We start from the raw sequence: 21,835 nt of genomic DNA on the forward strand, positions 1-21,835 counted from the left end.
GGGGGTAGGGATTGGTTCGTTTGGTGACTGCCAATCTACCTATCTCCCTGACTGTCAACTTGCTCTTTCCCCTGATTCCGCGAAGAACCAAATCTTTGGCCGTGCCAGCCTGCCCATCGCTCGCTCGACACTGGCGCAGTGGGTCGGGCAAACCGATGTGCAACTCCAGCCGCTGGTCGATGCCCTGCGCGAAACCGTGCTGGCCCAGCGCGTAATCCACGCCGAGAAACACTGCATACCTGGATGCTGGCCCAGCGTGATCTGGTGCCAAACGGATCATCAACGGCGAAAGCCTTGGATTACAGTCTCAAGCGCTGGCTGGCACTGACTCGCTATGTCGAGGATGGTGCTGTGCCCATCGACAATAACCCGGTCGAGAACCAGATTCGACCATGGGCCCTTGGACGCTCGAACTGGTTGTTTGCCGGCTCGCTACGCAGCGGTAAGCGCGCGGCGGCGATCATGAGCCTGATCCAATCGGCCCGCATGAACGGACATGATCCGTATGCCTATCTCAAGGATGTGCTGACACGACTGCCGACGCAGCGGGCAAGTGAGATCGGTCAACTGCTGCCGCATAGCTGGGCCCCTTTATCCAGGCAGGTTTGCTAGTCTGACGCCCTTTTCGTGCTGGAGGGGGGAGTCATGAATAGGGATACGCTTGAGCAGAACCAAATACCGATCTATTTCGTAGCGGTCATAGCAGCAGCAATCGGCGGATTGATATCACCCTCAGCAGCACAAGGGCTGGATGTGCTGGTAACCCCCACAATCGCCGTGCTGATGTATGCAATGTTTCTGCAAATACCCTTCTTGGATTTGCGTGAAGGGCTGAGCAACAAGCGCTTCATGTCGGCGCTTCTCATCGCTAATTTCGTATTGATTCCGCTATTGGTTTGGGGCATCACTAGAGGCCTTGTAGACCACCCGGCCATACTCGTTGGCGCTCTATTGGTATTGCTGACACCCTGTATCGACTACGTGGTGGTCTTCACTCACATTGGCAAGGGCGACTCGCGCGCGATTCTTTCGGCAACCCCGGTTCTACTGTTGCTTCAGCTTGTTTTGCTGCCTGTTTACCTGGCCTTCATGCTGGGTGGGCAGTCCGAAGTCGTAATCTCCATCGGCCCATTCGTTGAAGCGTTTCTTCTCCTAATCGTCGCGCCGCTTTTTTTGGCGGTAGCTACAGCTGCTGTGGCCAAACGGTCGAACATTGTCGCCGGGTGGAACGCTGTGTGGGCATGGCTACCCGTTCCAGCAATGGCTGCGGTTCTGATCGTGGTGGTTGGATCTCAGATATCTTCGGTGGTGCGCGACATCAATCTGCTTGCTCCAGTTATCCCTGTGTACATTGGCTTTCTGGTACTGGCACCACTAATGGGGGCGCTGGCATCCGGAGTTGCCAAACTGCCACCCACGACAGCACGAGCAGTAACCTTTAGCTCATCAACTCGAAACTCCCTGGTTGTTCTGCCTCTGGCTTTAGCATTGCCTGAAGATATTCGAGGGCTTGCTGCCGCAGCGGTAATCACACAGACGTTGGTCGAGTTGGTAGGTGAGCTGATCTACATCCGCGCAATACCGGCGCTTGTTTGGCGAGGAAAACCCAGTCTTGCGTCGACAACTTCCTAGATCGGTCTCCTGGCGCAAGGCGGGTTGGCCGGACGCTTACCCTCTGCCGACCTGGAGCACAGCCGCCAAACAACTGGCCCATAAAGCCCTCCCTGCACGAGGCAAACGGAAAGCACATGGTCCTGTTTCCGAGCCCCATGCAACGGTGCATTAACTTCAACCCTTTAATTCCAGATCAAGTTTTCGTACTCAGGACGAGTGAATCAGATGTTGATGAAACTGGCGCCGAAGAAGCGCAATCCCCGTAACTTCTATTTGAGTATCGCGGCAACGGTCGTGCTCGTTTTGCTGGGACGCTATTTCTCAATAACTTCCGAGCGGGAAAAAGAGGCGCAACTGTCACTGTTGAGCCAACGAATTTCCCAGTTGAGCGCCACCCTTCCGAAGAGAGTCGACGGATTGACCACACTCGAACACGTCAACCTCTCGTACCCCGACACGATCTATTACCGCTACAAGGTCAATATGACGACAGAAGACTTGCCCGATGAGGAAAGGGCGAAATGGGAGGCAAGCTCGCGTCGCGGACTGGAAAGACTGGCCTGCAGGGAAACGCAGCTATTGGCCGCGATGAGCAAGTACGGTATTCGGATGCAGCATTTGTACATGGCCAAAGACGGTGAGCTGTATACGATCGATATAGATGCCGACCAGTTGAATTGCCCAGAGCGGAAAAAGTGAGTGTTACCCCTGTAAGAGCACAGGAAAAACCTGTGCCTTACTTCCCGGACTCTTCAACGTGGATCACCTCGATCCCCCCACATAAGGCTCCCTGCGCATCAAACAGACGTTCCATCGTGCCTAGGCCGATGGCGGCATAGTTTCAAAGGTCCCGCTCGGCCTGGCAAATGGAACGGATACCCGGACCGAATACGACAGATCCCACCACTCGCCAGGCCACTCAGGACACGCACCACTGCCGACTACGAGGCAGACTCCGTGTCGGCAGACCGCGCGAGGAGGCCTAGCGGCCTGCCGGCCCGAGCCCGGTCTGTCACCTCGCGCGGTCTGCCCTCCTGCCCCCTTCAACGTCCGGCGATACAGCCATCTCGTCACGGCGGGTCGCATGGGGAGACCTTCGGGTCTGCCGGCCCCTACTAGCCGGCTCGCCAACCCTATGCGATCCGCCACCACCCCATCGCACGGCATCCCAGCCCGGGGCGCTGGCCATGCCCCTTGCCCTCCCTCCCCCACCTCCCTATCCTCCCGGCGTCGCGGTCAATCCCGCGGCCGGGTTTGACAGCCCGAACTTACAGGCGCGATTGCGCTTCAGGTGCATGCGAAAAACGGCGGACGTTTTTTGCAGGCACGTGTTCGTATGCAGTTTTCTGACTGCACTGCGTCATGGCAGATCGCGCGGGGAGACCCTCGGGTCTGCCGGGTCCTGTAACCGGTCTGTCAACCCCGCGCGGTTTGCCACCCTTCGATTGACAGCGTGGGTGGCGATCCTGAAATCACTTACAGGAGCAACACCATGCACGACGCACATAGACCCATCGTTTTCCAACGCCACAACCACCAGCTCCGTGCCGCCATGGTCGACAACCAGCCCTGGTTCGTGGCCATGGACTTCGCGCGGATGATCGGCGCGCTGAAGCCCGGTCGCCTGCCCCGCCTGGTGGACCCGCACCAGCGCCGCGCCGTCCGGTTGCGGCACGCCAGCGGTGGCAGCGAGGAAGTCATTGCCCTCAGCGAGGCCGGCGTCTATCGCCTGCTGTACCGCTACCAGCACCCGGAGCACCGCTGCCTGAGCCGCTGGCTCAGCGAGGAGGTGGTGCCGACGCTGCATGACCACTACCGCGACGCCAACGCGGCGCCCCGCCGGGCGTACATGAGCTGGGCCAACCAGCGGATCGGCGTGGTGAAGTGGCAAGGGGACATCTGGATCGCCCGACGCGACCTGCCGGTGTTCCTCTGCAGCCGCGAGGAGCCGGCGCTGGGCAACGAGCCGAGCTGGAAGCACATGCCCTTCGGCGATTGGTAGCCGAACCGGGAGCGGGTACGCCCCGCTCCCGACTGTCGAAACTGTGCGCGTGTGCGGTATGCGCCGGTGGCCGTTCGGCTAGGCTGCGGAGCGCCTGATCAGGCACTCAGGGAGAAAGGCTGCGCGGCTGATGATCGAGCAGCAGCACCAGGTCACGCACGCGCAGGACCCGGCCATAGAAGGAGTTGTCCTCGATGCCCGCCAGAGACCGGCCACTGAGCCGGGCCATCTCCTCCAGCAGTTCGAACTCCAGGTCCTCGTCGTCCAGGCGCAGATCCTCCTTGAAGCGATCATCGGCACGGATCGGCAAACCTCCGCCGAGATAGCCGTGCAGCGATTCGTACACGGCGCGGATCACCCAGGTGTCCACCTGCCACCGAGGAAAGGCGCGAGCGAACTGGCATATGGACTGCCCCTGGCGTTGCGCGGCCAGCCTCGCCAAACGTCGCTGCTCTCGCCAGCTCAAGTACTTCACCAGCACAGCCGTGCCAGCCACAACCCACAGCAGGGCAGGCTTCTGCACGATGCCCCAGGCCAGGCCAACGAGCAGGCACAGCAGCAACAGACGCAGGCCGAGCGGTAACCGTGCCGGTGCGTGCGGCATGTCGTGCATGTGTCTTGAAGGCTTGCGCATGGCGTTGCCCCGTTGTGGACAGGCTCGCAACCTATCCCAGCCCTCACCGGGCAGGCAAGACAGCACAGGCCCACCTTTGCGGCGGGGGCGTCTCTGGAAGGCGCCGTGCAGGACCAAGCAGCCTCAAACGCACCTTCCCGGACTGATGAAAGCGCCTCGGGCGCACACCTCTGCAAAGGGTTCTGCGGGTGACGAAGCCCCGTGGCTGGCTGTGGACTGGCGGCGACCTTCACCCCCGGCGAAACAACGCCAACCAGCAACCGAAGCCCACCAGCAACGCGCCGAAACTGCGGTCCACCCAGTGCCGCACCGCCAGCAAGCGCTGGCGCACGGCGCCGGAAGAGAAGCACAGCGCCACCAGGCCGAACCAGGCGACATGGGCGCTGGCAATGAAGGCGCCATAGCCCACCTGCACCGCCAGGGGCGTGTCCGGGCGCACCACCTGCAGGAACAGGCTGACGATGAAGACCGTGGTCTTGGGGTTGAGCACGTTGGTGAAGAAGCCCATGCGCAGGGCCGCCGCGTCGCTCAGCGGTGCTTCGGGCGCCTCGGCCTGGGTGCCGGCGGGCTGGCTGCGCAGCATCTTCACCCCCAGCAGGATCAGGTAGGCGGCACCGGCCAGGCGGATGGCGTCGAACAGCCAGAGCGACTGCTGGATGAGCACGCCGACACCCACCAGGGTGTAGCTGACATGCACCAGCACCCCCAGCCCGATGCCCAGGGCCGTCAGGGCGCCGGCGCGGCGGGAGCGCAGCAGGCTGTTGCGTGAGACGAGGGCGAAGTCCGGCCCGGGGCTGATGACCGCAAGCAGGGTGATGGTGATGACAGCTAACAGTTCAGCCATGGCGTATCCTCTGGCGGTTCGATAGAGGTGCCAATCATAGGAAGCCAGCCAGGGGCCTGACCAACGATGCTTTCTGACCATTCCGGTGAGCCTGGCTCACCATCCAGCGATGCCCGACTGCCCTCGCTGATGGCGCTGCGCTGCTTCGAGGCCGCAGCCCGTCTGGAGAACTTCACCCGCGCAGCGGAAGCGCTGCACCTGACCCATGGCGCGGTGAGCCGGGCGGTTCGGCTGCTGGAAGACGATCTCGGCGTGGCGCTGTTCGAACGGCGCAACCGCCGCGTCTTCCTCACCGAGGACGGCCGCACCCTGGCCCGCGCGGTGCACGACGGGCTGGCGCTGATGCAACAGGCTGCCCAGGGCTTGCGAGCCAAGGCACGCCGGGAGCGGCAATGGGTGATCTCGTGCGAGCCGACCCTGCTGATGCGCTGGCTGATCCCGCGCTGGCCGGACTTCCAGGCGCGCCACCCGGACTGGGTGATCCACCTGGTGGCCGGCGGCGGGGCCTTCTCCTTCCAGGCCGGCATCGACCTGGCGATCCGCCGCGAGGATTTCCCGCACCCGCCGCACTGGCACGTGGAGCCGTTGTTCGAGGAGCAGGTGGGGCCGGTGTGCCGCCCGGAGCGGGCCGCCCAGTGGTTCGAGACCGACGACCTGCGCCCGGATGCGCCCCGGCTGCACACCCGCACCCGGCCAGCAGCCTGGACGGACTGGGGCGCGGCGGCCGGTCGCGCTCCGGGCCTGCCGGGCGGGCAGGTGTTCGAGCACTTCTACTTCAGCCTGCAGGCGGCGGTGGCCGGGCTGGGGGTGGCCATCGGCCCGTGGCACCTGGTGCGCGACGACCTGGCGAGCGGCGCGCTGGTGGCGCCGCTGGGGTTCGTGGCCGATGGCTCGCGCTACTGCCTGCTGAGCGAGGCCCCGCCGCCCCCCGGCAGCCTGCCGGCCGCGCTGCTGGCGTGGCTGCGGGAGCAGGCCTGATGCAACGAGTGACGGAACGGCATGCGCGCCGTAGGCTCTATACGAAAAGTCGTCGAGCGAAGGTCAGGCAAGGCGAAAACGCCCGAAGAAGCGCAGTTTACGTGCTGTAAATGAGCATTCTGAGGGCGTTTTCAACGCAGCATCACCGAGCGCAGACACTTTTCGTATGACGCCGTAGCATCCAACCCCACATGCCCCATCCACAAAGGAGATCGACATGCCCTGGTATGCCTGGCTGATCCTGGCGCTGGCCCTTGGCTCCATCGTCGGCGGCCTGATGATGCTGCGTGACACCGCGAAGAAGGTTCCGCTGACCGAGGAGCAATTGGCGCGTATCCGCCAGCGCAACGCGGAAGCGGACGCCAAGGACGCGGAAGACCGCTGAGAGCGTTCAAGGAAGCCGGCCCCGAGCCGGTTTCCCGCACATCCGCCAACACCTGATGGCGAGATGGCCTTAAAGTGCGCCACCTGATTCCTCAGGAGGTGCCATGCCTATCCATCTACAAATCCTGCTTCCCCTGCTCACCCTGGCCCTGGGCCATGCCACCGGCCACATCAGCCCGCTCGGCCTGACCCTCGGCGTGGCCTATGCCGGCTGGGTGCTGGCGGCGAACCGCCTGCCCAACTGGCTGTGGCTGCCGGTGACGCTGCTGGCCAGCGTGGCTCTGGCCGCGCACCTGGTGCCGGGCTTCGCCTACCTCTCGCTGACCGAACCGACGCCCTGGAGCCCGGACGCGCCGCCCTACGCCCTGCGGGTGAACTGGGACAAGGCGCTGGTGGGCATGAGCCTGCTGGCCTGGTGGCTGGGCCGCCCGGACCCGGTGCCGGCGCCACGCCGTGGAGCGACCCTGGCGGTGATGCTGGCGACGCTGGTGGCCGTGCCGGTGCTGGCGCTGGCCCTGGGGCTGGTGGGCTGGGTGCCGAAGTGGCCGGAACACCTGGCACTATGGCTGGCGGTGAACCTGCTGGTGACGGTGCTGGCGGAGGAACTGGTGTTCCGCGCGCTGCTGCAGCGCAGCCTGGCAGCGCGCCTGGGCCCCTGGGCGGGGCTGCTGCTGGCGACGCTGCTGTTCGGTGCGGTGCACCTGCCCTTCAGCACGCTGTTCGCCGTGCTGGCGACGGTGGCGGGTCTGGGCTACAGCCTGGCGTTTCACTTCTCGGGTCGGCTGGGGCCGGCGGTGGCCCTGCACCTGGGGGTCAATCTCTGCCACGTCCTGCTGCTGAGTTATCCACTGAAGCTGGGCTGACGCGGATGCGGTAGCGGCCGAAGATGCGCTCCAGGCTGCCATCGGCCCGCAGGTCCTCCAGCAGGTGGGCGAAGCGCGTCGGACTGATGGGCGCGCCCGGTCGCAACAGGGCGTAGTGGCGGTAGTACTGGTCGACCCGGTCGGAAGCGAGGAACTGCCCGGCTACGTCCGGGTTGCGCTCCAGGTACATGCCCAGGTACGAGCGCGTCACCAGGGCGATGTCGGCGCGGTCACGCAGCACCATCAGCAGGTTGCTGTCGTGGGAGTAGGTCAGCATCGCGTTGAACTCGCGCATGAGGTACTCCGGGTCCGCATTGAAACCGGCAAAGCCGTAGTGGTAGCCGCTGTAGAGGGCCAGGCGCTTGCCGTCCAGGCTACGGAAGTAGTCCTGGCCCCGACTGTCGCGCTTGTGGGCGACGAAGATCTCGGCGTCCTCCAGGCCCATGTCGATGCGCGCGGCCTCGAAGTCCTGCCAGCCCCAGCCGGGGTTCTCGAACACCGCCATGTCGATGCGCCCGCTCTGGAAGTCGCGGAAGCGCCGCGGAATGGCCGTGGGCAGCATGACGAAGCGGTAGTCCGTCTGGGCCTGGTTGAGGGCTTCCAGCAGTTCGGGCAGCAGGCCGGTGGCCGCTTCCGATTCCGGTTTGATCACATAGGGCGGGAAGTGGGCGCCGCCCACCTTGACCACCTCGGCGCCAAGCGCCGGTTCCAGCGAAGCGAACAGAGCCAGTGCGGCCAACAGTTCCTTGCATCCCCCAACCCGTTGTCGGCCGTCCTTCCGCCAAACACGTGCAAAAACCATGTTGTCCCCGTATGCGCCGTTCTTAATCTCGGTCGTTCTTCTTGAACGGCAACTGGTATCGCTCCAGCAGCCGTTGGTAAGACTCATCCGCCTGCAGCCGCCGCAACAGCCGTTCGAACTCCTGGGGCTCGATGGGGGCGTTGGGCCTGAGCATGGCGTTGAGATGGTATTCCTGATCGAACCGGCGGGAAACAAGCAGTTTGCCGCGCAGTTCGGGGTCCCGCTGGAGCCGTTGTTCGAGGTAGGACCGCGTGACCACGGCTATATCGGCACGACCATGCACAAGCATGAGCAGATTGCTGTCGTGGGAATAGGTGAGCGTAGCCTGAAAGCGTTGCTGCAGCATGACCGGGTCTGCGTCGTAGCCGGCGAAGCCGTAGTGGTAGCCGGCATAGAGCACCAGGCGCTTGCCCTTGAGGGTGTCGAAGTAGGCTTCGTCGCGCCCGGGTTCGGCGCGGGCCACGTAGACCTCGGCGTCGTCGATGCCCATGTCGACCAGGCTGTAGCGTTCGCCCTCCCAGCCCCAGTCAGGGTCCTCGAAGAGGATGAGGTCGTAGCGACCGGTCTGCAGATCGCGATACCGGCGCGCCGAAGAGGTGGGCACGATGCTGAAGTGGAAGCGCTTCTGCACCCGGTTGAACAGCGCCACCAGCTCCACCGTCAGGCCGCTGCCGGCGTCCTGCTCGGGGTGCACCATGTAGGGCGGGAAGTTGTAGGCGCCGACGCGAATTTCACGGGGCAGCGCGGCCCATGCGCTGCCGGTCAGCAGACAGACTGACAGCAGCAAAAACCGTGAGGTGATAGACCAGACACCCGACATCTTGGCCCCGGAGAGAGAGGTGGGACGGCTCCCGGGGAAGACTAGTCCATGCTCGCTCAGCCGTCCTTGAGCACCAGCGCCAGAGCCTCTTCGCAGAGCTGGTCGAGGCTCATGGGGCCCTCGGGGCGGAACCAGGTGGTGGTCCAGGACAGCGCGCCGGTGAGGAAGCGCCGCAGGATGAACGGGTCACCCTGGACGTAGCCCTGGGCACGGGCCTCGCCCAGCACATCCAGCCAGAGCAGTTCATAGGCATCGCGCAGTTCGAGGATGTAGCGCTGCCCCTCCTCCGAGAGCGAGCGCCACTCGTACACCAGCACGGCCATGGCCTCGCCGGTGCCGCCCATGATCGACTGCAACTCGCAGCGGATCAGCGCCAGCACCTGCTCGCGCAGGCTGTCGGCCTCGGCCAGGGCGGCCTTCATCAATGCGGTGTTGTAGAGGATGGTCTCCTCCATCACCGAGCGGAGGATCTCGTCCTTGCTCTTGAAGTGGTGAAAGATGCTGCCCGATTGGATGCCCACGGCACTGGCCAGGTCGCGCACGGTGGTGCGCTCGTAGCCCTTGCTGCGGAACAGGTGGGCGGCGGTCTGCAGCAATTTGCCGCGGGGGCTTTCCGGGTCGGTGATCTGCCCGCTTTCCACCAGTTCACGCATCACGTCTTGGGCTTTTGGGTTGTCCAGGCTCATCGCTCGTCACTACCTCGTTCGCACGGCGCTTGCCCATCCAACTTAAGAATGGAGCGCAAGTCTCTGTCTTGATTCGCGAAATCTATTCCCCGCCCGACACCCAAGCAAGCGCTTGGGCAAAAAACTGCCGCACTCCACTTTTCAACCAAGCGCTTGCTTGGTAATGTCGCCCCACCTTCTCGAGTGATACGGGCCATAACAATGACCAGAGCCGTACGCATCGGTTGCGCCTCCGCATTCTGGGGCGACACCTCCACCGCCGCCGCCCAGTTGGTGAACGGCGCGAAGCTGGACTACCTGGTGTTCGACTACCTGGCGGAGATCACCATGTCGATCCTCGCCGGGGCACGCATGAAGAAGCCGGACGAAGGCTATGCCACCGACTTCGTCGAGGTGCTGGCACCGTTGCTGCCGCAGATCGCCGACAAGCGCATCCGCGTGATCAGCAATGCCGGCGGGGTCAACCCGGTGGCCTGTGCTGCCGCCCTCTCCGCCGCCTGCGAGAAGGCCGGCGTGGCGCTGAAGATCGCCGTGCTGCATGGCGACAACCTGCAGCCGCGCCTGGGCGAGCTGGCCAAGGCCGGCGTCCGCGAGATGTTCACCGACGCCCCGCTGCCGCCCATGTGCGTCTCGGTCAATGCCTACCTGGGCGCCCCCGGCATCGTCGCTGCGCTGGAGGCCGGTGCCGATATCGTCATCACCGGCCGGGTGGTGGACAGCGCCGTGGTCAGCGCCGCCCTGGTCCACGAATTCAAATGGCGCTGGGACGACCACGACCGCCTGGCCCAGGCCGCCCTCGCCGGCCACATCATCGAATGCGGCGCCCAGTGCACCGGCGGCAACTTCACCGACTGGGAAAAGGTGCCGGACTACGAGCACATCGGCTTCCCCATCGTCGAAGTGGAGGCCGACGGCCAGTTCTGCGTGACCAAGCCGGACGGTTCCGGCGGCCTGGTGACGCCCTTCACCGTCGGCGAGCAGATGCTCTACGAGATCGGCGACCCGCGCGCCTACCTGCTGCCCGACGTGATCTGCGACTTCACCCAGGTGCGCCTGGAGGCCGCCGGCACCGACCGTGTGCGCGTTTCCGGCGCCCGGGGCCTGGCGCCCACCGACCGCTACAAGGTCAGCGCCACCTACCCCGACGGCTTCCGCTGCACCGCCAGTTGCCTGATCGCCGGCCTCGACGCGGTGAAGAAGGCCGAGCGGGTGAGCCGCGCCATCATCGCCAAGACCGAGGAAATCTTCGCCGCACGGGGCTGGGGCCCCTACCGCGAGGTGAACATCGAACTGCTGGGCAGCGAAGCCACTTACGGGCCTCATGCCCAACGGCAGGACAGCCGCGAAGTGGTGATCAAGCTCGCCGTGCGCCACAGCAAGAAGGAGGCGCTGATCCTCTTCTCCCGCGAGATCGCCCAGGCCGCCACCGGCATGGCCCCCGGTCTGACCGGCATCGTCGGCGGCCGCCCCACGGTGTACCCGGTGATCCGCCTGTTCTCCTTCCTGGTGGACAAGAGCGCTTGCAGCCTGGAGATGGACCTGGACGGCGAGCGCCACCCGGTGGCCCTGCCCGAAGCCGGCAGCGCCGGCCCGACGGCCCTGGCCGAAGACCTGCACCCGCCACGCCCGGTCGGCGAGGCCGACGCCAGCGTGCCGCTGATCAGGCTCGCCGTGGCCCGCTCCGGCGACAAGGGCAACCACAGCAACATCGGCGTCATGGCGCGCCGGCCCGAGTTCCTGCCGTGGATCGCCGAGGCGCTGACGCCCGAGGCCGTGGTGGACTGGATGGCCCACGTGCTCGACCCGCAGACCGGCCGCGTGCAGCGCTGGTACCTGCCCGGCACCCACAGCCTGAACTTCCTGCTGGAGAACGCCCTGGGCGGCGGCGGCGTCGCCAGCCTGCGCATCGACCCGCAGGGCAAGGCCTTCGCCCAGCAACTGCTTGAATTCCCCGTACCGGTGCCGCGCGCACTGGCCGAGACCCTGTAGCGCGACGAGGACGACAACAACAATGAGCTACGACTCCGTATTCCGGCCCGGCCTGTTCGCCGGCCAGACCATTCTGGTCACCGGCGGTGGCAGCGGCATCGGCCGCTGCGTGGCCCACGAGCTGGCCCACCTGGGCGCCCATGTGGTGCTGGTGGGGCGCAAGGCGGAAAAGCTCGAAGCCACCGCCGGCGAGATCATCGAAGACGGCGGCAGCGCCAGTTGGCAGGCCTGCGACATCCGCGACGAAGAAGCGGTCAAGGCCATGGTCAAGGCCGTGGTGGCCGAGCGCGGCCCCATCCATCACCTGGTCAACAACGCCGGCGGCCAGTTCCCCGCGCCGCTCATCGGCATCAACCAGAAGGGCTTCGAGACCGTGGTGCGCACCAATCTGGTGGGCGGCTTCCTGGTGGCCAGGGAGGTCTTCCTGCAGAGCATGAGCAAGACCGGCGGCAGCATCGTCAACATGCTCGCCGACATGTGGGGCGGCATGCCCGGCATGGGCCACTCCGGCGCCGCCCGCGCCGGCATGGAGAACTTCACCAAAACCGCCGCCTACGAGTGGGGCCACGCCGGAGTGCGGGTAAACGCCGTGGCACCGGGCTGGATCGCCTCCAGCGGCATGGACACCTACCCCGAGTCGATGAAGGCGATGATCCGCTCCCTCAAGGACCACGTCCCGCTGCAGCGCATCGGCACCGAATCCGAGGTGGCGGCTGCCATCGTCTTCCTGCTCTCCCCCGGCGCCAACTTCATCAGCGGCAACACCATCCGCATCGACGGCGCCGCCAGCCAGGGCACCCGCGCCTGGACCCTGGGCAAGGCCCGCGCCAGCGAGTCCTACAACGGCTTCCACCGGGCCTACCTGCCCGCCGTGTTCAAGGACGAGGAGTAAGCCATGGCCGTGATCCAATCCGAACTCGACGTCCACGGCGACGACTTCGCCCGCAACCGCGAGGCCATGCTGGCCGCAGTGGCGAGCTTCCGCGAGGTGGAACAGAAGGTGCTGGACAAGGCACAGGACGCCAAGCCCAAGTTCGAGAAGCGCGGCCAGTTGCTGCCCCGCGAGCGCCTCAACCTGCTGCTGGACCCGGGCAGCCCCTTCCTGGAGCTGTGCTCCCTGGCCGGCTACAAGCTGCACGACGACAAGGACGGCACCCAGGCCGGAGGCGGCATCATCGCCGGCATCGGCTACATCGCCGGGGTGCGCTGCCTGATCAGCGCCAGCAACAGCGCCATCAAGGGCGGCACCATCTCCCCCACCGGCCTGAAGAAGACCCTGCGCCTGCAGCAGATCGCCGTGGAGAACAAGCTGCCCATGGTGGCCCTCACCGAAAGCGGCGGCGCCAACCTCAACTACGCGGCGGAGATCTTCGTCGAAGGCGCGCGCGGCTTCGCCAACCAGGCGCGCATCTCCGCCATGGGCATTCCCCAGGTCACCGTGGTGCACGGCTCCAGCACCGCCGGCGGGGCCTACCAGCCGGGCCTGTCGGACTACGTCATCGTGGTGCGTGGCAAGGCCAAGATGTTCCTCGCCGGCCCGCCCCTGCTCAAGGCCGCCACCGGCGAAGTGGCCACCGACGAAGAACTCGGTGGCGCCGAGATGCATGCCCAGGTGGCCGGCACCGCCGAATACCTGGCCGAGAACGACGCCGACGCCCTGCGCATCGCCCGCGAGGTGCTCGCCATGCTGCCCTGGAACGCCCAATTGCCGGCCCCGGTGAAGCCCACCTGGCGCGAGCCGCTGTACAGCACCGAAGAGCTGCTGGGCGTGGTGCCGGCGGACCCGAAGAAGCCCTACGACGTGCGCGAGATCATCGCCCGCATCGCCGACGGCTCCGAGTTCCTCGACTTCAAGAACGAATTCGACCGCCAGACCGTCTGCGGCCACCTGCGCATCGAGGGCCGCCCCTGCGGGCTGATCGGCAACAACGGCCCGATCACCCCGCGCGGCGCCGCCAAGGCCGCGCAGTTCATCCAGCTCTGCGAGCAGAGCAACACCCCGCTGCTGTTCCTGCACAACACCACCGGCTTCATGGTGGGCACCGAGTCGGAGCAGTTGGGGGTGATCAAGCACGGCTCGAAGATGATCCAGGCCGTGGCCAACGCCAGCGTGCCCAAGCTCACTCTGGTAGTGGGCGGCTCCTACGGCGCCGGCAACTACGCCATGTGCGGCCGCGGGCTGGACCCGCGCTTCATCTTCGCCTGGCCCAACAGCCGCACCGCCGTGATGGGCGGCGCCCAGGCCGGCAAGGTGCTGCGCATCGTCACCGAGGAGAAACACGCCAAGGAAGGCAAGGAAGCCGACCCGAAGATGCTCGACATGCTGGAACAGATGACCGCGCAGAAGCTCGACAGCCAGTCCACCGCGCTCTACGGCACCGCCAGCCTGTGGGACGACGGCCTGATCGACCCCCGCGACAGCCGCAAGCTGCTGGGCTACCTGCTGGACATCTGCGCCGAGGCCGAGGCCCGGCCCCTGAAGACCAACCGCTTCGGCGTGGCTCGCTTCTGAGAACCCTCACGGTGCGCCTGGCGCACCCCCAACGGCTTACTCACGGAGAACAACAACAATGATCTTCACCCAGGAACACGAAGAACTCCGCCGTACCGTCCGCAACTTCGTCGACAAGGAGATCAACCCCCACGTCGACCAGTGGGAGAAGGACGGCCGCTTCCCCATCCACGACATCTTCAGGAAGGCCGGCGAGCTGGGCCTGCTGGGCATCTCCAAGCCGGAGAAATTCGGCGGCATGGGCCTGGACTACAGCTACTCCATCGTCGCCGCCGAAGAGTTCGGCACCATCCATTGCGGTGGCATCCCCATGTCCATCGGCGTGCAGACCGACATGTGCACCCCGGCCCTGGCGCGCTTCGGCTCCGACGAGCTGCGCGAAGAGTTCCTGCGCCCGGCCATCGCCGGCGAGATGGTCGGCTGCATCGGCGTCTCCGAGGTGGGTGCCGGCTCCGACGTCGCCGGGCTCAAGACCACCGCTCGCAAGGACGGCGACGACTACGTGATCAACGGCAGCAAGATGTGGATCACCAACTCCCCGTCCGCCGACTTCATCTGCCTGCTGGCCAACACCTCCGACGACAAGCCCCACGTCAACAAGTCGCTGATCATGGTGCCGATGAACACCCCCGGCATCACCCTCAGCCCGCACTTGGACAAGCTCGGCATGCGCAGCTCCGAGACCGCCCAGGTGTTCTTCGACAACGTCCGCGTGCCGCAGCGCAACCGCATCGGCCACGAAGGCGCCGGCTTCATGATGCAGATGCTGCAGTTCCAGGAAGAGCGCCTGTTCGGCGCGGCCAACATGATCAAGGGCCTGGAGCACTGCATCGACGCCACCATCGACTACTGCAAGGAACGCAAGACCTTCGGCAACGCACTGATCGACAACCAGGTCATCCACTTCCGCATGGCCGAGCTGATGACCGAGGTGGAATGCCTGCGCGCCCTGGTCTACCAGGCCACCGAAATGTACGTGAAGGGCAAGGACGTCACCCGTCTCGCCTCCATGGCCAAGCTCAAGGCCGGGCGCCTGGGCCGCGAAGTCACCGATGCCTGCCTGCAGTACTGGGGCGGCATGGGCTTCATGTGGGACAACCACATTTCCCGCGCCTACCGCGACACCCGCCTGGTGTCCATCGGCGGCGGTGCCGACGAGATCATGCTCGGCATCATCTGCAAGCTGATGGGCATCCTGCCGGGCAAGAAGAAAGACTGAGACGGGGGTGACCATGGAACTGCCGAACACCGAGACCCTGCTGCTGGAGCCCGCTGACGGCGTGCTGCACATCACCCTCAACCGCCCGGAGAGCCGCAACGCCATGAGCCTGGCCATGGTGGAAGAGCTGCGCGCGGTGCTCGCCGCCGCGCGCCAGGCGCCCGAGGTGCGTGCCCTGGTGCTGCGCGGGGCCGGCGGGCACTTCTGCGCCGGCGGCGACATCAAGGACATGGCCAGCGCCCGCGCCACCGGCGGTGAGGCCTACCAGCGCCTGAACCGCGCCTTCGGCCGCCTGCTGGAAGAGGCCCAGGCCCAGCCGCAGGTGGTGATCGCCGTGCTGGAAGGCGCGGTGCTCGGTGGCGGCTTCGGCCTGGCCTGCGTGTCCGACATCGCCCTGGCCGCCGAAAGCGCCCAGTTCGGCCTGCCGGAAACCAGCCTCGGCATCCTCCCGGCACAGATCGCGCCCTTCGTGGTCAAGCGCATCGGCCTCACCCAGGCCCGCCGCCTGGCCCTCACCGCCGCCCGCTTCGACGGCCGCGAGGCCCTGCGCCTGGGCCTGGTGCACAGCGCCGAGGCCGACGCAGCGGCCCTGGACCAGCGCCTGGCCGACACCCTCGACCAGGTGCGCCGCTGCGCCCCCGGCGCCAACGCCCGTACCAAGGCGCTGCTGCTGGCCACCGAGGAACGCGAGCTGGGCCCGCTGCTGGACGACGCCGCCGCCTGGTTCGCCGAAGCCGTCACCGGCGCCGAAGGCACCGAGGGGACCCTGGCCTTCGTGCAGAAACGCAAACCGACCTGGGCCCAGTGAACCCAGGCGGTGGATCGATAGAGCGCGATCCACCCTACGCCCGATCCCCACGCAACACCGAAGCACCCGTAGGGTGGATGTCGCTCTTCACATCCACCGCAACACCGAACACAACAGGCGGATCGACCCAACCCGATCCCCACGCAACACCGAGGCACCCGTAGGGTGGATGTCGCTCTTCACATCCACCGCAACACCGAACACCACAGGCGGATCGACCCAACCCGATACCCACGCAACACCGAGGCACCCGTAGGGTGGATGTCGCTCTTCACATCCACCGCAACACCGAACACAACAGGCGGATCGACCCAACCCGATCCCCACGCAACACCGAGGCACCCGTAGGGTGGATGTCGCTCTTCACATCCACCGCAACACCGAACACCACAGGCGGATCACCCCAACCCGATCCACCGGCAACACCGAACGCAAACAGCCCGGACCCCGGATGCCCTCCGGTCCCCCAGCAGGAGCACGAAGATGCCCGCATTCCACAAGATCCTGATCGCCAACCGGGGCGAGATCGCCTGTCGGGTGATGCGCACCGCCCACGACCTGGGCTACCGCACCGTGGCCGTGTACAGCGAGGCCGACCGCGACGCGCGCCACGTGCAACTGGCCGACGAAGCCGTGTGCATCGGCCCGGCACCGGTGGGCCAGTCCTATCTGTGTGTCGAGGCCATCCTCGACGCCGCACGGCGCACCGGCGCGGATGCGGTGCACCCGGGCTACGGCTTCCTCTCCGAGAACGCCGCCTTCGCCCAGGCCAGCGAAGCCGCCGGCATCACCTTCATCGGCCCCACCGTGGAGGCCATCCACCTGATGGGCAGCAAGCGCCTGTCCAAGATCGCCATGCTCGAAGCCGGCGTGCCCTGCATCCCCGGCTACGAAGGCGCCGATCAGGACGACGCCACCCTCGCCCACGAGGCCGAGCGCATCGGCTACCCGCTGATGATCAAGGCCAGTGCCGGCGGCGGCGGGCGCGGCATGCGCCTGGTGCACGAGGCGAGCGAGCTGGCTGCGCAGATCCGCACCGCGCGCTCGGAAGCGCAGAACGCCTTCGGCAGCGGCGAGCTGATCCTCGAACGCGCGGTGATCCAGCCGCGCCACGTGGAGATCCAGGTGTTCGGCGATCGCCACGGCAACCTCCTCTACCTGGGCGAGCGCGACTGCTCAGTGCAGCGCCGCCACCAGAAGGTGGTGGAAGAAGCCCCCTGCCCGGTGATGACGCCAACGCTGCGCCAGGCCATGGGCGAAGCGGCCGTCAAGGCTGCCGCCTCGGTGAACTACCTGGGCGCCGGCACCGTAGAGTTCCTGCTGGACGCCGAAGGCCGCTTCTACTTCCTGGAAATGAATACCCGCCTGCAGGTGGAGCACCCGGTCACCGAACTGGTCACAGGGCTCGACCTGGTGGCCTGGCAGATCCGCGTCGCTGCCGGCGAAGCCCTGCCGCTGGCCCAGGACGACATCCGCCTTGACGGCCATGCCATGGAAGTCCGCCTCTACGCCGAGGACCCGGCCGCCGGCTTCCTGCCGCAGACCGGCGACGTGCTGCGCTGGGAACCTGCCAGCGGCACCGGCGTGCGCATCGACCACGGCCTGGTGGAAGGCCAGCCGGTGACGCCCTTCTACGACCCCATGCTGGCCAAGGTGATCGCCTGGGGCGCCACCCGTGACGAAGCCCGGCGCAAGCTGATCCGTGCCGTGGAAGACTGTGTGCTGCTGGGGGTCAAGGGCAACCAGCGGTTCCTCGCCAACCTGCTGGCCCACCCCGAATTCGCCGCCGGCCACGCCACCACCGCCTTCATCGGTGAACACTTCGCCGCCGACCCGAGCCTGGCCCCACAGCCGCTGCCGGCCGTGGAGCTGGCCGCCGCAGCCACCCTGCTCTACCAGGCCTCCGCCGAATCCCGCGCCCACCAGGCCGGCCTCGCCGGCTGGCGCAGCGCCGGCAGCGCGCCCTGGCGCCTGGTGCTGCGCCAGGGCGAGCAGAAACACGAAGTCCTGCTGGACGTCCGCACCAGCGGCGCGCAACCGCAGGTGCAGGTCCAGGCTGCCGGGCAGTCCGTCGCCGTGCGCCTGCTGGCCTGCGACGGCCGCTGGGCCACCCTGGAGCTGGACGGCATCCGCCGCCGCCTCGCCTACCACCACGACGGCGAGCGCCTCTGGCTCAAGGGCCACCAGGGCAGCATCGAACTTCAGGACGTCACCCACGAACCCGCCGGCGGCCAGGCCGGCGCCGCCTCCGGCACCGTCAAGGCCCCCATGGACGGCGCCATCGTCGACGTACTGGTGGAGGAAGGCACCCCGGTCACCAAGGGCCAACTGCTGGTGGTACTGGAAGCCATGAAGATGGAGCACCCCCTCAAGGCCGGGATGGACGGCACCGTCCGCCGCGTGCAGGTCAGCGCCGGCGACCAGGTGAAGAGCCGCCAGGTGCTGGTGGAGGTCGAAGCCGCCGACTGAACAACCGCTCGAACCGCGCCACTCGGCTACGTTGAGTAGCCAGGAACCCGACAACACCAACAGGAGCACCCCCATGTCCCTTTCCGGCAAGACCCTGTTCATCACCGGTGCCAGCCGTGGCATCGGCCGCGAGATCGCCCTGCGGGCCGCCGCCGATGGCGCCAACATCGTCATCGCTGCCAAGAGCGCCGAGCCCCATCCCAAGCTGGAAGGCACCATCCACAGCGTCGCCGCGGAAGTGGAAGCGGCCGGCGGCCGGGCCCTGCCCCTGCAACTGGACGTGCGCGACGAAGCCGCCGCACGCGATGCCCTGGCCCAGGCCGCCGAGCACTTCGGCGGCATCGATGCCCTGGTCAACAACGCCGGCGCCATCAAGCTGGTGGGCGTCGAGCGTCTGGAGCCCAAGCGCTTCGACCTGATGTACCAGATCAACACCCGCGCGGTGATGGTCTGCAGCCAGGCCGCCCTGCCCTACCTCAAGCAGAGCGGCAACGGCCACATCCTCAACCTGTCCCCGCCGCTGAACCTGGACGCCAAGTGGTTCGCCCAGCACGGCCCCTACACCGTCACCAAGTACGGCATGAGCATGCTCACCCTGGGCATGAGCGAGGAGTTCAAGCGCTACGGCATCAGCGTCAACTCGCTGTGGCCGAAGACCATGATCGCCACCGCCGCCATCGAGTTCGAACTGGGCAGCCGCGACGCCTTCAAGCGTGCCCGCACCCCGGCGATCATGGCCGACGCCGCCCACGCCATCCTCTCCAGCGAAGGCCGCTGCATCACCGGGCGCCTGCTGGTGGACGAGGAGATTCTCCGCGAACAGGGCCAGACCGAGTTCGAGCACTACCGCTTCGACCCCGAGGGCGGCAGCCTCATCCCGGACCTGTTCGTCGACTGAGCCCACTGACAACGAGAACAGCGTGAACCTGGTGACAGCTCGCCCCCGCACGCGGCCTCGCCAGGCAACCGACATGGAGGTGGTTGTCGCTATCGATCCTGACGGTCGGTGCCGGAGGTGACTCCGCCGCCGACCCAGCTCCAACCCAGCTCCAACCCAGCTCCAACCCGGCATCAAACACTTCCGTTTGCGGGTATCCATGTGCCCGCCACAGGCACTCCTGCTGCCTCGCAGTTGCACCCCGTGGATTGGCAACGCTCACTCTGCGGAGGAGCCACGCGCGACCAAATGGTAAATGCCTACACAAAAAGAAGAATAAAACCCGGAAACACAAGCACAAATAAGCCTTGCACTCCCCGCCCCGACCTAGTCTGCACTGCATAAGTCTGCCAAGGAGCAGGAACGACCATGTCCTTTTCCTCCCACTCTTCCGAAACTCGCAGGGCGGGCGCCCTCATCCCTCTGATCCCAGCGCTGCTGGGGCTGGCACTCCCCCTGCCCGTCCACTCGGCCATCACCACCTTCACCCTGGATAGCGCGACCATCGGGACCTACCAGCGCCCCGACACCGGCCCCGGTGTGTCGTTCCAATACGTATTCCAGTTCTTCACACCCAATACGGACGGGATCTACACCGTCGGAATGGACGCCTCGGCCTTCGAAGACCCCTACATGTACTTCTACCGGGACACCTTCGCCCCATCCGACCCAACTGCCAACCTGATCGGCCAGGACGACGATGGCAACGAGGTCTCCACCGCCTGCAGCACCTTCGGCAACACCTACTGCCCGCAGTTGAACGCGCAACTGGAAGCGGGCATCAACTACTACGTGGTCATCACGACCTATGACGACGGCGTTCCGATCGTTCTGCCCTTGAGCTTTTTCGTCATCGGCGGGTCCGCGGTCAACATGGCAGGACTGCCCGCACGCCAACTGAGAAGCATTGCAAGCAGCCCTGCACAGTCCATGGCGACCCAACTGGACACCTTGCGGGGTGAACCAGGCGCGCTGCTGCAACCCATCCGGCTGCTGGACGGGATGACCCCCGAGGCCCAACGCGAAACATTGGCCCACCTGGCGCCACAAAGTAATTCCGCGCACGAGCTCGCCTTGCAATTCGTGCGCAACAGCATTTGGCGAAGTCTCTCCGGCCGCCTCCACGGCCTGCGTGCCCAGGATCACAGCGCGCTGGCCCTGAACCTGGTGGACAACACCCCCAGCCAGTGGCTGGCCAGCAATGCCGCCGCCGCAGGCAAGGCCACCCGTGCCCCTGTACAGGGTTTCTGGATCCAGGCCTTCGGTGGCCGCCTCGACCAGCGCAGTCACGCCGGCTACAACGGCTACGACAGCCACACCCAAGGCATGACCCTGGGCCTGGACACCCGCCTCAATGACGATTGGGTCGCCGGGGCTGCCTTCAGCTACGGCACGGTCAACCTCAACCAACAAGGCGAGCGCAAGGGCGACGGCAGCGAAATCGACACCTACCAGATCAGCGCCTACGCCAGCCGCGACTTCGGTGCCTGGTACCTGGACGGCATGCTCGGCTACGCCCAGCAACGCTTCGAGACCCGCCGCGACACCGTCCTTGGGGGCACCGCCGAAGGTCGCTTCGACGGCCGGCAGTACAGCGCCAAACTGGAAGCCGGCATGCCGCTTCGGCTGACCCACCAGACAACCCTGACGCCGCTGGCCGGTCTGGAGTGGAGCCAACTGCACCTGGACAGCTACCAGGAGCGCCATGCCGGCGCCCTGGGCCTGGGCATCGAGGGTGAACGCCAGGACCGCCTGGCCAGCCGCGTTGGCGCACGCCTGAGCATGGACCTGCCACTCTCCGCTGGCACCCACCTGCAGCCCGCCGTGCAGATGACCTGGCGCCACGAACTGATCGGCAACGCTCTGGACACCAACGCCCGCTTCACCGGCGGTGGCAGCGTCTTCTCCACGCCGGGCCAGCGCCTGCCCAGCGACAGCTACCAACTGGACCTGTCCCTTTCCCTGTTGCGTCCCGATGGCAGCAGCGTGAGCCTGAACCTGGGCAGCTACAACGCCACCGCCCGTGGCGGCTTCGCCGGCGAGCTGCAAGCCAAATGGGTGTTCTGAGATACCAAGCCACACGCAGTCTTTGAGGCCCTTCTCCTGCCCGAGGAGGGCCTTTCGGCTGACCACCTGAATACACCCCGGTATTTGCCGAACTGCCCGCGCCCACCCGCGCGGGGGCCAAGGGCAGCCCGAGGGAACCCGTCTAGATTCGCCGGTGGCGCCTATTCCCACCCCGCGAAGGTGGTCAGAACAACAAGACTGAAGTGC

Annotated in this window: 19 protein-coding genes and 1 pseudogene; 15 read left to right on the forward strand and 5 right to left on the reverse strand. The window is 66.2% G+C overall.

Annotated elements, in window-relative coordinates; genetic code table 11:
- Positions 1-82 precede the first annotated feature (82 nt).
- The 4 genes and pseudogenes from A9G05_RS26640 to A9G05_RS14575 all read left to right on the forward strand — a co-directional run.
- A pseudogene (locus A9G05_RS26640) lies at positions 83-612 on the forward strand (transposase); the annotation flags it as partial.
- 33 nt (positions 613-645) lie between these two features.
- Positions 646-1,632: an arsenic resistance protein gene (locus A9G05_RS14565; protein WP_069561661.1), complete on the forward strand. Its 987-nt coding sequence runs from the start codon at positions 646-648 to the stop codon at positions 1,630-1,632.
- 207 nt (positions 1,633-1,839) lie between these two features.
- Entirely contained in the window at positions 1,840-2,313 is a 474-nt protein-coding gene (locus A9G05_RS14570; RefSeq protein WP_069561662.1) for a hypothetical protein, read from the forward strand.
- A 793-nt stretch (positions 2,314-3,106) separates the two neighbouring features.
- A complete protein-coding gene (locus A9G05_RS14575; protein ID WP_069561663.1) occupies positions 3,107-3,616 on the forward strand; it encodes a BRO family protein in 510 nt (169 codons plus the stop codon).
- A gap of 106 nt (positions 3,617-3,722) precedes the next feature.
- Here A9G05_RS14575 and A9G05_RS14580 read toward each other — a convergent pair whose 3' ends face one another.
- On the reverse strand, positions 3,723-4,250 hold the full coding sequence (locus tag A9G05_RS14580; protein WP_069561664.1) for a hypothetical protein: 528 nt from the start codon (positions 4,248-4,250) through the stop codon (positions 3,723-3,725).
- Positions 4,251-4,479: 229 nt separating this feature from the next.
- Entirely contained in the window at positions 4,480-5,094 is a 615-nt protein-coding gene (locus A9G05_RS14585; protein ID WP_069561665.1) for a LysE family translocator, read from the reverse strand.
- Positions 5,095-5,160: 66 nt separating this feature from the next.
- Here A9G05_RS14585 and A9G05_RS14590 point away from each other — a divergent pair, with 66 nt between their 5' ends.
- The 3 genes from A9G05_RS14590 (at position 5,161) to A9G05_RS14600 (ending at position 7,319) form a co-directional block, all read left to right on the forward strand.
- On the forward strand, positions 5,161-6,072 hold the full coding sequence (locus A9G05_RS14590) for a LysR family transcriptional regulator (protein ID WP_069561666.1): 912 nt from the start codon (positions 5,161-5,163) through the stop codon (positions 6,070-6,072).
- 217 nt (positions 6,073-6,289) lie between these two features.
- On the forward strand, positions 6,290-6,457 hold the full coding sequence (locus tag A9G05_RS14595; protein ID WP_069561667.1) for a DUF2897 family protein: 168 nt from the start codon (positions 6,290-6,292) through the stop codon (positions 6,455-6,457).
- Between the two features lie 103 nt (positions 6,458-6,560).
- Positions 6,561-7,319 carry a CPBP family intramembrane glutamic endopeptidase gene (locus tag A9G05_RS14600; RefSeq protein ID WP_069561668.1) on the forward strand — a complete coding sequence of 253 codons (759 nt, stop codon included), beginning with the start codon at positions 6,561-6,563 and terminating at the stop codon, positions 7,317-7,319.
- On the opposite strand, the gene A9G05_RS14605 is transcribed toward A9G05_RS14600, so the two are convergent.
- The 3 genes from A9G05_RS14605 to A9G05_RS14615 are packed head-to-tail and all read right to left on the reverse strand — an operon-like array spanning position 7,270 to position 9,621.
- A complete protein-coding gene (locus A9G05_RS14605) occupies positions 7,270-8,121 on the reverse strand; it encodes a transporter substrate-binding domain-containing protein (protein WP_083272589.1) in 852 nt (283 codons plus the stop codon). The genes A9G05_RS14600 and A9G05_RS14605 overlap by 50 nt on opposite strands.
- Positions 8,122-8,143: 22 nt before the next feature.
- Positions 8,144-8,941 carry an ABC transporter substrate-binding protein gene (locus tag A9G05_RS14610; protein ID WP_069561669.1) on the reverse strand — a complete coding sequence of 266 codons (798 nt, stop codon included), beginning with the start codon at positions 8,939-8,941 and terminating at the stop codon, positions 8,144-8,146.
- Positions 8,942-8,997: 56 nt separating this feature from the next.
- Positions 8,998-9,621, reverse strand: a complete 624-nt coding sequence (locus tag A9G05_RS14615; RefSeq protein WP_069561740.1) for a TetR/AcrR family transcriptional regulator — start codon at positions 9,619-9,621, stop codon at positions 8,998-9,000.
- Positions 9,622-9,828: 207 nt separating this feature from the next.
- Between A9G05_RS14615 and A9G05_RS14620 the strand changes: the two genes are divergently transcribed.
- The 8 genes from A9G05_RS14620 (at position 9,829) to A9G05_RS14655 (ending at position 21,628) form a co-directional block, all read left to right on the forward strand.
- On the forward strand, positions 9,829-11,616 hold the full coding sequence (locus A9G05_RS14620) for an acyclic terpene utilization AtuA family protein (RefSeq protein ID WP_069561670.1): 1,788 nt from the start codon (positions 9,829-9,831) through the stop codon (positions 11,614-11,616).
- Positions 11,617-11,638: 22 nt separating this feature from the next.
- On the forward strand, positions 11,639-12,508 hold the full coding sequence (locus A9G05_RS14625) for an SDR family oxidoreductase (RefSeq protein WP_069561671.1): 870 nt from the start codon (positions 11,639-11,641) through the stop codon (positions 12,506-12,508).
- Positions 12,509-12,511: 3 nt separating this feature from the next.
- Positions 12,512-14,128, forward strand: a complete 1,617-nt coding sequence (atuC, locus tag A9G05_RS14630) for a geranyl-CoA carboxylase subunit beta (protein ID WP_069561672.1) — start codon at positions 12,512-12,514, stop codon at positions 14,126-14,128.
- Between the two features lie 58 nt (positions 14,129-14,186).
- On the forward strand, positions 14,187-15,347 hold the full coding sequence (gene atuD / locus A9G05_RS14635; RefSeq protein ID WP_069561673.1) for a citronellyl-CoA dehydrogenase: 1,161 nt from the start codon (positions 14,187-14,189) through the stop codon (positions 15,345-15,347).
- A gap of 13 nt (positions 15,348-15,360) precedes the next feature.
- Positions 15,361-16,155: an isohexenylglutaconyl-CoA hydratase gene (gene atuE, locus A9G05_RS14640; RefSeq protein ID WP_069561741.1), complete on the forward strand. Its 795-nt coding sequence runs from the start codon at positions 15,361-15,363 to the stop codon at positions 16,153-16,155.
- A 483-nt stretch (positions 16,156-16,638) separates the two neighbouring features.
- The gene (locus A9G05_RS14645; RefSeq protein ID WP_069561674.1) at positions 16,639-18,624 is read left to right on the forward strand and encodes an acetyl/propionyl/methylcrotonyl-CoA carboxylase subunit alpha; all 1,986 of its coding nucleotides are present in this window, start codon (positions 16,639-16,641) and stop codon (positions 18,622-18,624) included.
- Between the two features lie 73 nt (positions 18,625-18,697).
- The gene (locus A9G05_RS14650) at positions 18,698-19,522 is read left to right on the forward strand and encodes an NAD(P)-dependent oxidoreductase (RefSeq protein ID WP_069561675.1); all 825 of its coding nucleotides are present in this window, start codon (positions 18,698-18,700) and stop codon (positions 19,520-19,522) included.
- Between the two features lie 408 nt (positions 19,523-19,930).
- Positions 19,931-21,628 carry an autotransporter outer membrane beta-barrel domain-containing protein gene (locus A9G05_RS14655; protein ID WP_069561676.1) on the forward strand — a complete coding sequence of 566 codons (1,698 nt, stop codon included), beginning with the start codon at positions 19,931-19,933 and terminating at the stop codon, positions 21,626-21,628.
- Positions 21,629-21,835 lie beyond the last annotated feature (207 nt).

Origin of the sequence: Pseudomonas sp. ENNP23 (assembly GCF_001728945.1) — a bacterium.
GTDB classification, from domain to species: domain Bacteria; phylum Pseudomonadota; class Gammaproteobacteria; order Pseudomonadales; family Pseudomonadaceae; genus Metapseudomonas; species Metapseudomonas otitidis.